This window comes from Pseudarthrobacter sp. PvP090, from assembly GCF_040547365.1.
Classification (GTDB): Bacteria; Actinomycetota; Actinomycetes; order Actinomycetales; family Micrococcaceae; genus Arthrobacter.
This window is the reverse complement of the sequence record NZ_JBEPPO010000010.1, coordinates 138,952-151,368: the sequence shown is the minus strand read 5'-3', so window position 1 is coordinate 151,368 and position 12,417 is coordinate 138,952. Positions and strand designations below refer to the sequence as shown.

Genomic DNA, 12,417 nt, shown 5'->3' with positions numbered 1-12,417 from the left:
GGGCCGCAGGACGAAGCGGGGGGTGCCGATGCTGGTGATCGAGTCGAGGGTCGACATCGCGGGGCTGACGGGCCGTGAGGTAACCGACTTCATGGTGGCCTGCACCGATGAGCAGTACCGGGGGTGGTGGCCGGGCACCCACTTGCGGCTGCACGTGCTGGGGCCCACCACCGGCGGGGTGGGAGATGTGGTGGTGATGGACGAGTTCATCGGCCGGCGCCGTGTGCGCCTGCGCGGGGTCGTGGAGGCGCTCGAGCCGGGCCGCACGCTCGTGTGGCGGTTCCGCAAGATCGTGCCTCTACCGGCCCGCCTTTCTCTGGAGCTCTCCCCGGTGCCGGGCGGGGTGTCGGTGCGGCACACGATCACGGCCGGGTGGCCTGGAATCGGGAGCGCTCTGGACCCGCTGCTGCGGCTGTACTTCACGCCCCGGTTCACTGCGGACCTTCATGCCCATGTGCACGCGGAATTCCCCTTGCTGCGGGACTATCTCCGGTCGGTGTGAAGCACGAGCCTGGTTCGTGGCGACGTTGGCATCTGTGGCAGGGGACCAGCGCATGGAAGTATTCACTTATGACTATCGATAAAGATGCGGCCAATTCTTCGGCGACAACGGATTCCCACGGCGCAGACGCCTCGACCGAAGTCAGCCGCGCCTGGGACCACCTCGGGGCGATCATTGTCGATGCCACGTTGCAGCGGCGGCAGAACTACCACGCGACCGTCAAGCCTCGCGTTGCGGCTCTCGTTGCAGCCTGGCCTGATGCCGCCACGACCAGCGGATTCCGCCGGCGGCTCGACACGGGGAAGCTCGCGGACGTTATCGACTGGCCCTCGCCGGGCCGTCTCGCCCAGGTCGAGGACCTAACCTGCGTGTTCGAACGTCAGGGTATCGAGACGGTCGTGGAACTCCGAGGCGCCCTCGGTGACCCGGCCAGGAGAAGCGTTCTCCGGGAGGCCCTTGGGACCGTGCGGCACGTCAGTCCCAAAACGCTGGACTACATCGACACGCTGTGCGGAATCTCCACGGGCGCGGCCGCCGACGAGCGGGATGGCGGAGAATGATCCCGTTTTACTCCAGCCCGGGGCAGTAGACGCTCAGGGCAAGGTTCTCGATTTCTAGCCAGACCCCTTCGAGCGGGGGCTTGTAACCGTCAAAGCGCCTCTGGCAAGCCTCCGCGGCCTGGCCGTAGAAGGTTTCGGCCTGTTCGGGGGGGACGTTGCGGCTCAGACCCGACCCGTCCATCTTCTCCTGGAACAGGGCTTGCTTGTCAGCGGTCCGCCACTGCTTCCCGAGTTCGGTGATCTTCGCCGAGTCCGCGGGGGTCAATTTTGTGTAATCACCGGTGAAGTGGACCTTGCCCTCGGTAAGTGGGGAGGGATTGGCCGCCGGCGGCGCGGCCGGCGCCGAGTCCGCGGCAGGTGTTTCCGCGGGCGGCGCGGCCGGCGCGGCCGGCGCGGCCGGCGCCGAGGCCGAGTCCGCGGCAGGAGCTTCCGCCGGCCCTGACGCCGCCGTGGCGGACGGGCTTGCTGGCGCCGGGTTGGCCGTCTCAGACTGCCCGGTGCATGCGGTTAGTCCAAAGAGGGCGATCAATGCTGCAGCCGTGATGAGGGCCTTCATGGTTGTTTCCCCAGTTCGTTGATCAGAAGTTGCGTCGCGGCACACCCGTCCCAGTGCATGCTACCCGGCCACTTTGATGCCGGCGGACGTCTTGGTGTTGGTGAAGTAGCCCGTCTTGGAGCCGGTCACCTTCACGGTGATGGTCCGTCCCCGATCACCGGTGCGGACCTTGTAAGTGGAAGCCCTGGCATCGCTGATCAGCACGTGCGAACGGTACCACTTGTACGTCAGCGTCACCGGTTTGGGTCCCCAGGCGCCGGGCACGGCGGTCAGGGTGGAATAGACAACCGGGTTGCCGGTGATCGTGGGCACCGGCGCAGTGAGCGTTCCCTTCGCGATGGCGGTGGTAGCGGCGGAGGTCTTGGAGGCCGTCGAGTAACCAGTCTTGGACCCTGTGACCTTCACGGTGAGGGTCCGGCCCGCATCACCGGTGCGGACCTTGTAGGTGGCAGCCCTGGCGTCGCTGATCAAACTACCCTCGCGGTACCACTTGTAGGTCAGGGTCACCGGCGCCGGTCCCCAGGCCCCGGGCACGGCGGTCAGTATGGAGCCCACTTTCCGGGTGCCATCAATCGTCGGAACCGCAGCGGAGAGGACGCCCTTGGTAAGGGTGGAAGTGCTGGCTGAAGTCTTGGAGGCCGTCGGGTAGCCAGCCTTGGAGCCGGTGACCTTCACGGTGATCGTCCCACCCAAATCTTCGGCGACAGGGGTGTAGGCGGCGCCCGTGGCGCCGCCTATCGCGGCACCCGAGCGATACCACTGGTACGTCAGGGTCACTGGCGCCGGGCCCCAGGCCCCGGGAACCACTGTCAGGTTGGTCCCGACCTTCGCTGCACCGTTGATCGTAGGCACCGGGGCGTTCAGGGTGCCGTTGTCGACGACGGCGGCGGCGGCCTGCTCGTACCCGGAAAGGTAGCTTTTTCCTAGGAATTCGACGCCGGTCCGGGAGAAGTGGATCATGTCGCCGGCATTGGTGCCGCCAGAGGTCGCCGCGGCAAATCCGGTGTTGGCGACCCGCGATGGGGTTTCGCGATGGGACCTGTCGACGTTAAGCCGGACCGGGTCTGCTGCGATTCCCTCAGGTGCCATCTGCCCCACCACAACGGGGAGTTTCGGCACCCCCAGCTTGTCCCGGAAGAAGGCGATGATGGCATCCATCCGGGCGCTGTAGCCGGTCGTGGTCAGGGTCGCGTTGTTTTCGCCCTGGTGCCAGAGGACACCTTTGAGCTCAACCGTGCGGCCGGACGCCTTCGCCGCCGCGCCGCCCTCCAGGGTTTGTTTCACGGCCAGGGCGGGAAGATCGAATTCCGGGGCGGTGGCCGCGCCGGGTGTCCAAGTGAGTGTGTCCGGGGAGGTGGTGAATCCCGTGCCGCCGTGCGCCGCCGGGATGATGAGGACCCCGACGTTGCCGGGCTGGGTCTTCAGGTAATTACGGGCAAAGGCTGTGGCGGGCGAAATCCCGGTCGCGGTGTCGTGCATGTCCAGGGGCACGTCCGCCTGCCAAAGCTGGCGTTCGGTCGCCCCGTACTCGAAGATCCGCGGATCCGCCGGGTCATCCGTGCCCCCCGGGGGCAGACCCCGCCCGGACATGTTCGACTGCCCCGCCGCCAGGAACATGTGGAGGACGGTGACCGTCTCCGCCGCCCGCACAGGCACAACGCCTGCGAGCATCAGGGCAATAACCGCAAAGCCGACCAGCAGCCCTCTAATCCCCATTGCCAAACTCTTTGCCACGGCTCCCCATTCCGCTAATGTGTCCTGTGTGTGCCTGCCAGGGCAAAAGACAACCCCGTCTGGTCTTGCCCGATCCCGCGCCGGTGGTGCGCATCGGATTCTGCTCGCCGGCGCCCGCGAAGGCAGACCCGATCTGGTTTTACCTGCAAACCGTCCATCGCGGCAAGTTGGCGAAACGCAGGCGCAGTTCTGGTGCAATTTTATGCACTTCTACCACAATATGCTAACGATTGGATAAATCCGAATCGCAGGTCCCGCCGGATCGGCGGGCTTATGCCCGGCCCCTGACGACGTCCGCAAGCCAGGTCATGGCTGCGTTCCGGGAGGTAAAGAACGCGTGCGGGTAGAGTGTGTGCCGGCTCATGGCGGCGGCGACCACGCGGTCCACCGCGCTGGATCCAAGGACTGCGATGGCCAGCACTCCCGTGGTCTGCGCGAACTCGTACCGGGCCGCGGCGCTGATCTCAACGTCGGTCATTTCGGAGAGCATGGGCATCGGCGTGCCTCCACTGATTCGCTCGACGGCCAGCATGGCGTCCTTGGCGTCGTCGACGTCAACGAACGAACCGGGGCGCCAGACGGATTCGATGATCCCCGCGCGGACGCTCAGAGAATTCTTCCCTTCGGCGGCGACAGCTAATTCCGGGATCATCGGGTTCATTGTAGGCCTGAGCTGGGACGATGCTCTGCAGCACGGCCCGTGCCAGCGCGTATCCCCGCAGAGGGCCCGGGACTAGCCCAGCGTGGAGGTGTCAATCACGAAGCGGTACCGCACGTCGGAGGCGAGCACGCGCTCGTAGGCGTCGTTGATCTTTTCGGCCGGGATGACCTCGATCTCGGCGCCAAGCTGGTGCTCGGCACAGAAGTCAAGCATTTCCTGGGTCTCCCGGATGCCGCCGATCATGGATCCGGCGAAGGACCGGCGTCCCATGATCAGAGCGAACGCGTTCACCGGCAGCGGTTCCGCCGGGGCCCCCACGTTCACCAGGGCGCCGTCGAGGGTCAGCAGCTGCAGGTAGGAGCTGATGTCGATCGAGGCGCTGACGGTGTTGATGATCAGGTCGAAGGAGCCGGCCAGGTCCGTGAAGGTGTTTTCGTCGCTGGTGGCGTAGTAGTGGTCCGCGCCCAGCTTCAATCCGTCCTCCTGCTTCTTCAGCGACTGCGAAAGGACGGAGACCTCGGCGCCCATGGCGTGCGCGATCTTGACGGCCATGTGTCCCAGCCCGCCGAGCCCGACGACGGCGACCTTCTTGCCGGGTCCTGCGCCCCAGTGGCGCAGCGGCGAGTAGGTGGTGATGCCGGCACAGAGCAGCGGCGCGGCGACGTCGAGCTCGATGCCCTCCGGGATCCGGACGACGAAGTCCTCGGTCACCACCACATGGGTGGAGTAGCCGCCCTGGGTGATGCTGCCGTCGCGGTCGACGGCGCCGTACGTGCCCGTGTTCCCGGCGAGGCAGTACTGTTCCTCGCCCTTCTGGCAGTTGACGCATTCGCGGCAGGAGTTGACCATGCAGCCGACGCCGACCCGGTCGCCGACGGCGTGCTTGGTGACGGCCGCGCCGACCTCGGTGACGATGCCGGCGATTTCGTGGCCCGGGGCCAGCGGGTACTGCTGGGGGCCCCAGTCGCCGCGGACGGTGTGGATGTCGGAGTGGCAGATGCCGGCGAACTTGATGTCGATCAGGACGTCGTGCGGGCCGACGTCCCGGCGCTCGATGGTGGTGGCAACGAGCGGTTCCGTCGCGGAAGTGGCGGCGTAAGCGTTAACGGTAAGCATGGCTCTCCTGCTGGTGGATGGTTTGGGGGGTCCCCGGCGTCCGGCACGGGTCAGGTGCGGCTTTTCGGCCCGGACGTCATCGGGGGCACTTTCCATCAAACACCACCGTGCTGTCGGGAGGGAGGTCCTGCTGTGAGGGGTACTGGCAGGGACTCCCTCCCGGCGCCGCACCCTCTAACGTTAAAGGCATGGACAATCAGAGCGACACCCGGGACTTCCTTGCCACGCGGCGGGCGAAAATCACCCCGGAGCAGGCGGGTCTGCCGGTCTACGGCGGCAACCGCCGCGTCCCCGGACTGCGGCGCGGTGAGGTCGCCATGCTGGCCGGGGTCAGTGTCGAGTATTACACCCGGCTGGAACGCGGAAACCTTTCCGGAGTGTCCGAGGGAGTCCTGGAAGCCCTCGCACAGGCGCTGCAGCTGGACGAGGCGGAGCGGGCGCATCTGTTCGACCTGGCCCGGGCGGCCAGCACCACCCGCAAGCCGCAGCGCCGCCGCCCCGCCGCGCAGCCGGTCCGCGCGAGCGTACAGCTTATGCTCGACGCGATCACCAACGCCCCGGCGTTCGTGCGCAACGGGCGCCTTGACATCCTCGCGACCAACCAGCTCGGCCGCGCTATGTACTCCGACATGTACGGCGGCCCCGCCCGGCCGGCCAACTTTGCACGGTTCCTCTTCCTGGACGACCGTTCCCGCGGGTTCTACCCGGACTGGGACCGCGCCGCGAATGACACGGTGGCGATCCTGCGTACCGAGGCCGGCCGCGACCCCTACGACCGCGGCCTCACGGACCTGGTGGGGGAACTGTCCACCCGCAGCGAGGAGTTCCGGACCCGGTGGGCGGCCCACAACGTGCGCCTGCACTACACCGGCCGCAAGCACTTTCGGCACCCCGTGGTGGGGGACCTGCATCTCATGTACGAGGCCCTGGATCTTTCGGCCGACGCCGGGCTGTCGCTGCTCGTCTACACGGCCGAGCCCGGCTCAACCACCGAGGACGCGCTGCGGCTGCTGGCGAGCTGGGCCGCTACGCAGCAGGCGGCTCACCAGCCGCTGACGCAAGGCTAACGGGGCCTCGCTAGGTGCCAGCCACGATGCGGCCGATGATCAGGCGCATGATTTCGTTGCTGCCTTCGAGGATCTGGTGGACCCGCAGGTCTCGGGCGATCTTCTCAAGTCCGTACTCGGAAAGGTAGCCGTAGCCCCCGTGTAGCTGGATGGCGCTGTTGGCGACGTTGAACCCGGCATCCGTGGCGACCCGTTTGGCCATGGCGCAGAGCTTGACGGCGTCGGGCGCGCCGCGGTCCAGCGCGTCCGCCGCCCGCCAGAGCAGCGTCCGGGCGGTCACTAGCTCAGTTTCCATGTCGGCCAGCTGGAACAGCAGTGCTTGCTGGTTGATGAGCGGTCCGCCGAACGCTTCGCGTTCCTTGAGGTAGGCCACCGACTTGTCCAGGGCAGTCTGGCCGCCGCCCAGGGAGCAGGCGCCCATGTTGATGCGGCCTCCGTTAAGCCCCTTCATTGCGATCCCAAAACCACTGCCTTCCTCACCGAGGCGGTTGGCAACCGGAACCCGGACATCGTCGAAAATAACCTGGCGGGTCGGCTGGGCGTTCCACCCCATCTTCTTCTCGTTCGGACCGAACGACAGGCCGGGAGTGTCCGCCGGGACAACGATGGCGGTGATGCCGCGGTTTCCGGTGTCGGCTGTGCGGGCCATCACGATGTAGTAGCTCGATGACCCGGCCCCGGAGATAAACTGCTTGACGCCGTTCAGCACGTACTCGCCGCCGTCGCGCGCTGCCCTGGTGCTCAGCGCGGCAGCGTCGGAGCCGGCGCCGGGCTCGGTAAGGCAGTAGCTGCCCAGCGCTTCCATGGAGGCAAGCTGCGGTACCCACTGGGCGCGCTGCTCATCGTTGCCGAACGAGTCGATCATCCAGACCACCATGTTGTGGATGGAGATGTAGGCGGCAATCGTCGGATCGGCCTTGGCCAGTTCCTCGAAGATCAGCACCGCATCGCTGCGTGTGAGCCCGGAGCCGCCGAACTCCTCCTGCACATATATGCCGCCCATACCCAGGGCGCCGGCTTCCCGCAGCACGTCCACTGGAAAGTGTTTGGTCTCGTCCCATTTCGCGGCGTGGGGGGCCAGGGCCTCGTTGGCGAAGTCCCGCACCATCGCAACCAGCGACTGCTGGTCCTCGTTGAGTTCAAACATACCCAGTCCTCCGAAGCGTAGATTTTGACTCAATGTAGTACGCCGGGCCAATAATTACTAGGACTTCCTACTATGTATTCTCCACGACCCCTCGGACCCGACGGCCCGGATCCCGCCGTTACTTGCCGACTTGCCGCCGAGCGGCAGGCGGCAGGAACCAGGCGCGACCGTGACCGCTGCTGACGCGGCCTGAGCGCCCGGGAAGTGGATCGCCCAGGCCAGCGGCTAGCCGATCAGGGCCAGCACCGCTCCAGCAGTCACGACGCCGCCGGCCTCCGCGCGGAGGCCTGTCACCGTCCCGCCGCGGTGGGCGGCGATCTGGGTTTCCATTTTCATCGCTTCCAGCACGACGACGGGATCCCCCGCCGCGACCTCGGCGCCCGGTGCGACGAGCCACTTCACCACGGTTCCGGCCATGCCGGCGCGCAGCTCCCCGGGGTCGGCGGCGGCAGCCCCGCCGTCGGACGCCCCGTCCACGAACACCCCGGCCGGCAGCGGTCCGCCCGAGCGGGCCCAGCCGTCCAGCAGGTCAGCCGGCAGCCCGACCGCCATCCTGCGGCCGTCCACCTCGACGGTGATGGTGCGGCGTTCGCCGTCGGGCGCGGTGGTGCTGTAGCCCGGGTCGGCGGCGATGGTGTCCGCGAAGTCGGTTTCGATCCAGCGGGTGTGGATGCCGAGGCCGGTTTCGGAGGTGAAGGCCGGGGACTCGACCACGGCGCGGTGGAACGGCAGCACAGTGGCCACGCCGGTGATGCTGATTTCGGCGAGGGCGCGGCGGGCACGGCGCAGCGCCTGCTGCCGGTCGGCGCCGGTGACGATGAGTTTCGCCAGGAGCGAGTCGAACTGCGGCGGGACGAAGGAGCCGGGGCGGACCCCGGTGTCGAGCCGGATGCCGGGGCCGGTGGGGCCGTGGAACTCGTCAACGGTGCCGGGCGAGGGCAGGAAGCCGCGGCCCACGTCCTCGGCGTTGAGCCGGAATTCGAAGGCGTGGCCGCGCGGTGCCGGGTCCGCCGTGATGCGCAGCGGCTCCCCGGCGGCGATCCGGAACTGCTCCTGCACGAGGTCGATCCCGGTGGTTTCCTCGGTGATGGGGTGCTCCACCTGCAGGCGGGTGTTGACCTCGAGGAAGGCCACGGTGCCGTCGGCGGCGACCAGGAACTCCACCGTGCCGGCGCCGGAGTACCCGGCCTCGCGGCAGACGGCCTTGGCGGCATCGTAGATCTGGCGGGTCTGGTCGTCGCTGAGGAACGGCGCGGGCGCCTCCTCCACGAGCTTCTGGTGCCGGCGCTGGAGCGAGCAGTCGCGGGTTCCGACGACGACGACGTTGCCGTGCGCGTCCGCGAGGACCTGTGCCTCGACGTGGCGCGGCCGGTCGAGGTAGCGCTCCACGAAGCATTCGCCGCGGCCGAAGGCTACGACGGCCTCCCGGACGGCGGAGTCGAAGGCTTCCTCGACCTCGTCGAGGGCGCGGACCACCTTCATGCCACGGCCGCCGCCGCCGAACGCCGCCTTGATGGCGATCGGCAGGCCGTGCAGTTCGGCGAAGGCGCGGGCCTCGGCAGCGGATTCCACCGGGCCGTCGCTGCCGGCGACCAGCGGGGCGCCGGCCCGGACGGCAGTCTCCCGTGCGGTGATCTTGTTGCCGAGCAGCCGGATGGCGTCCGGGGTGGGCCCGATCCAGGTGAGGCCGGCGTCCAGGACGGCCTGGGCGAATTCGGCGTTCTCGGACAGGAAGCCGTAGCCGGGGTGGAGGGCGTCGGCGCCGGACTCGGCCGCGGCGGCGAGCAGCTTGGGGATGTTGAGGTAGGTGTCCGCGGGCGAGTTGCCGCCCAGGGCGTAGGCCTCGTCCGCGGCGGAGACGTGCAGGGCGTCGGCGTCGATGTCCGCGTAGACGGCGACGGAGGCCAGCTGGGCGTCGTCGCAGGCCCGGGCGATCCGGACGGCGATTTCACCGCGGTTGGCGATCAGGACCTTGCGCATCAGTTACTCGCTTCTTGTTCGGGGGTGGCGTTCTCGGTGAGGGTGGATTCGACCCAGCGGAAGCGGATCTTGCCGCCGATCGGGACCTGGGCGGCGCGGTCCAGCTGGGAGTCGACTACGACGGCGATCACCGGGTAGCCGCCGGTGATCGGGTGGTCGGCCAGGAAGAGGACGGGCAGCCCTTCGGGCGGGACCTGCAGGGCGCCGGCGACGGTGCCCTCGCTGGCGAGTTCGCCCTGGCGGGTGCGCTGCAGCGGGGTTCCCTGCAGGCGCATGCCCACCCGGTTGGACTGCGGCTTCACTTCCCAGTCCTGGCCGCAGAAGGACGTCAGCGCCCCGGTATCGAACCAGTCGGCGCGGGGGCCGGGGACGACGTCGAGCACGGTGACGCCGGTTCCCGGGAACTCGGGCTGCAGTTCGGGGTGCCCGACGACGCCGGATTCGGCCTCCCCGCCGGCGGCGACGAGCTGGCCGGCGGCCAGCGGTGCCGGGCCGATGCCGGACATGGTGTCGGTGGAACGGCTGCCGAGCACCGGAGCGGCGTCCACGCCGCCCCGGACGGCAAGGTAGCTGCGGAAGCCGCTCTCCGGGGCGCCGATGGCCAGGGTTTCGCCGTCGAGCAGGGCGAACGGGGTGGCCATCGGGACGGCCCGCCAGGACGGCCCCGACCCGGCGTCGTCAAAGTCGACGTCATCGGAGTCGTAGGGCGACTCGATGGTCAGGTCGGAGGGCGCCCCGGTGACGGCGAGGACCTGGTCCCCGACGGCCTGCACCGTGAGCCCGCCGGCGACGGTTTCCACCGCGGCGGCCGACTGCGCGTTCCCGACCAGGCGGTTGGCGCGGCGCAGCGAGGCGCGGTCCAGCGCGCCGGCCGCGGAGACGCCCAGTCCGGAGTGGCCGTGGCGGCCGAGGTCCTGGATCAGGCTCTGAAGGCCCGGCGAAACGATCCGCAGCCCGGACGCCACCTCGGGGGCGGTACCCTGGGCAGGGTGCTCCGGCGCAAGTGTGACGACGTCGCGGACCGCGCGGAACTGCACCTGGTGGCCGGGGGCGGCCAGGGCGGGCTGTTCCCGGTCCAGATCCCACATGGCGGCGCCGGTGCGGCCGATCAGCTGCCAGCCGCCGGGCGAGCGGCGCGGGTATACGGCCGAGTAGTTCCCGGCCAGCGCCACGGAACCGGCGGGCACGGCGGTGCGCGGCGAGCTGCGCCGCGGCACCTCGAGCAGCTGGTTCTCCCCCACCATGTAGCCGAAGCCGGGGGCGAAGCCGGCGAAGGCCACGGTCCAGGTCTGGCCGGTGTGGGCGGCGATGACGCCGTCGGTTCCGAGGCCGGTCAGCTCCCCCACCTCGGCGAGGTCCTCGCCGTCGTACACGGTGTCGATGACCACCAGCTCGCCGTCCCGATGCATGGGGGCGGTGAGGTCGAGCTGGAGCAGCCGTGCGGCGATCCGCCGGGCGGCCACCGGCGAATCCGCGGTGACCAGCACCGTCTCGGCCGCGGCAAGGACGTCCAGCTGGCCCGGCAGCGGGTTCTCAAGGAGCAGGGCCTGCAGTGCCAGCACGTCCTGTGTCCCGGGGACTTCGGCCAGCACCGCGCGGGTTCCCACCGCCCGCACGGAGCTCACTTTGTGAACCACAGCCTTCTGTACTTCCAGGGTTTGCCCTGCTGTCTCAATCATGAGCTGCCTTATCGTTGCCGGTGCCGTGGTCTGGATCCGCGCCGCTTAGGCGTGGGCTTCCTGCAGGAGCCGCTCTTCTTCCTTGGTCTGCGGGTTCCGGCCCAGGGCCAGTCCGACGACGGTCACGACGGAGGCGACCGCGAGGTAGCCGGCGATCAGGTACCAGTTGCCCGTGGCGGCGTAGAGGGCGGTGAAGACCAGCGGTGCAACGGCGCCGCCAATCACGCCGGCCAGGGTGTAGGCCAGCGAGCTGCCGGCGTAGCGCAGCCGGATCGGGAACTGCTCGGTGATGTAGGCGGCCTGCGGGCCGTACATGAAGGCGTGGAAGGCTAGGCCGATCACGACGCCCACGGTAAGCATGGCGACGGACTTGCCCTGGATCATCCAGAAGAACAGCGGGATGTAGAGGGCGGTGCCGACGGCGGCGATGCCGTAGACGAGGCGGCGGTTGAAGCGGTCCGTGAGGGCACCGGCGAAAGGAATGAGGCCCAGCTGGAAGGCGGAGCCGATCAGGATGGCGCCGAGGACATTGCCGGTGGTCATGCCCAGTTCCTTGGTGGCGTAGACGGCAACGAAGACGGTGAAGAGTGCGTAGAGCACGTCGGGGCAGACGCGGGAGAGGGCTGCGGCCACGAGGGCGCGGGGTTCCTTGGTGAAGACCTCTTTGATGGGGGCCTTGGGTTGTTCGCCGTGGGCCTGGATGGCCTTGAAGACGGGGGTTTCCTCGAGCTTAAGCCGGATGACCAGGCCGAAGACCACCAGGAGGGCGGAGGCGAGGAAGGCGACGCGCCAGCCCCAGGAGAGGAAGGCTTCGTTGCTGAGGGTCGCGGCGAGGATCGCCAGGACACCGTTGGCCATCAGGTTGCCGGCCGGCGGGCCGATCTGCGCGGCGGAGGACCAGAAGCCGCGCTTGTTGGCGTCGCCGAACTCGCTGGAGAGAAGGACGGCACCGCCCCATTCGCCGCCGACGCCGATGCCCTGGGCCAGCCGCAGCAGCACCAGGATGATCGGGGCGGCGACGCCGATGACCGCGTACCCCGGCAGGAGACCGATCAGTACGGTCGCGATGCCGATGAGCATCAGGGTGAAGACAAGGACGTACTTGCGGCCAATCTTGTCGCCAAGCCGGCCGAAGACCACGCCACCGATGGGGCGGGCGAGGTAGCCCACCGCGAACGCGGAGAAGGAGAGCAGCAGGCCGACGAATTCATCGTTGCCGGGGAAGAAGATCTTGGGGAACACCAGGGCCGAGGCCACGGAGTAGATCGCGAAGTCGTAGTACTCCAGCGACGTGCCGGTGAGGCTGGCGACGTAGGCCTTGAGCGCGCCGGGCGGCAGCTTCTTCTTGCTGGCGGCCGGGGTGGCCTGGTGTTGTGCGGTCATGATTTCCTCCAGGGTGGGGGTGCTGCCTGTGC

General features: G+C 68.5%; 11 protein-coding genes. 3 read left to right on the top strand and 8 right to left on the bottom strand.

Going from position 1 to position 12,417, the window contains the following annotated elements:
- Positions 1–34 precede the first annotated feature (34 nt).
- On the top strand, positions 35–502 hold the full coding sequence (locus tag ABIC21_RS13435) for an SRPBCC family protein (RefSeq protein WP_354350891.1): 468 nt from the start codon (positions 35–37) through the stop codon (positions 500–502).
- Between the two features lie 68 nt (positions 503–570).
- Positions 571–1,062, top strand: coding sequence for a hypothetical protein (locus tag ABIC21_RS13430; RefSeq protein WP_354350890.1), 492 nt, complete (start codon positions 571–573; stop codon positions 1,060–1,062).
- 7 nt (positions 1,063–1,069) lie between these two features.
- Here the strand turns inward: ABIC21_RS13430 and ABIC21_RS13425 are convergent, their stop codons facing one another.
- The 4 genes from ABIC21_RS13425 to ABIC21_RS13410 form a co-directional block, all read right to left on the bottom strand.
- Positions 1,070–1,618, bottom strand: coding sequence for a hypothetical protein (locus ABIC21_RS13425; RefSeq protein WP_354350889.1), 549 nt, complete (start codon positions 1,616–1,618; stop codon positions 1,070–1,072).
- Between the two features lie 60 nt (positions 1,619–1,678).
- A complete protein-coding gene (locus ABIC21_RS13420) occupies positions 1,679–3,334 on the bottom strand; it encodes a sialate O-acetylesterase (protein ID WP_354350888.1) in 1,656 nt (551 codons plus the stop codon).
- Between the two features lie 289 nt (positions 3,335–3,623).
- Positions 3,624–4,004, bottom strand: a complete 381-nt coding sequence (locus ABIC21_RS13415) for a DUF7793 family protein (protein WP_354350887.1) — start codon at positions 4,002–4,004, stop codon at positions 3,624–3,626.
- Positions 4,005–4,085: 81 nt separating this feature from the next.
- On the bottom strand, positions 4,086–5,129 hold the full coding sequence (locus tag ABIC21_RS13410; RefSeq protein ID WP_354350886.1) for an NAD(P)-dependent alcohol dehydrogenase: 1,044 nt from the start codon (positions 5,127–5,129) through the stop codon (positions 4,086–4,088).
- A gap of 188 nt (positions 5,130–5,317) precedes the next feature.
- On the opposite strand from ABIC21_RS13410, the gene ABIC21_RS13405 reads away from it, so the two are divergent.
- Positions 5,318–6,196 (top strand): helix-turn-helix transcriptional regulator, encoded by an 879-nt coding sequence (locus ABIC21_RS13405; protein ID WP_354350885.1) that lies wholly within the window; start codon positions 5,318–5,320, stop codon positions 6,194–6,196.
- A 10-nt stretch (positions 6,197–6,206) separates the two neighbouring features.
- On the opposite strand, the gene ABIC21_RS13400 is transcribed toward ABIC21_RS13405, so the two are convergent.
- The 4 genes from ABIC21_RS13400 to ABIC21_RS13385 all read right to left on the bottom strand — a co-directional run bounded on the left by ABIC21_RS13400 (position 6,207) and on the right by ABIC21_RS13385 (position 12,385).
- A complete protein-coding gene (locus ABIC21_RS13400) occupies positions 6,207–7,343 on the bottom strand; it encodes an acyl-CoA dehydrogenase family protein (protein WP_354350884.1) in 1,137 nt (378 codons plus the stop codon).
- 225 nt (positions 7,344–7,568) lie between these two features.
- Positions 7,569–9,323, bottom strand: coding sequence for an acetyl/propionyl/methylcrotonyl-CoA carboxylase subunit alpha (locus ABIC21_RS13395; RefSeq protein WP_354350883.1), 1,755 nt, complete (start codon positions 9,321–9,323; stop codon positions 7,569–7,571).
- On the bottom strand, positions 9,323–11,002 hold the full coding sequence (locus ABIC21_RS13390; RefSeq protein ID WP_354350882.1) for a 5-oxoprolinase subunit B/C family protein: 1,680 nt from the start codon (positions 11,000–11,002) through the stop codon (positions 9,323–9,325). The genes ABIC21_RS13395 and ABIC21_RS13390 overlap by 1 nt, the downstream gene beginning before the upstream one ends.
- Positions 11,003–11,047: 45 nt before the next feature.
- Positions 11,048–12,385 (bottom strand): MFS transporter, encoded by a 1,338-nt coding sequence (locus ABIC21_RS13385; RefSeq protein ID WP_354350881.1) that lies wholly within the window; start codon positions 12,383–12,385, stop codon positions 11,048–11,050.
- Positions 12,386–12,417: the final 32 nt, after the last annotated feature.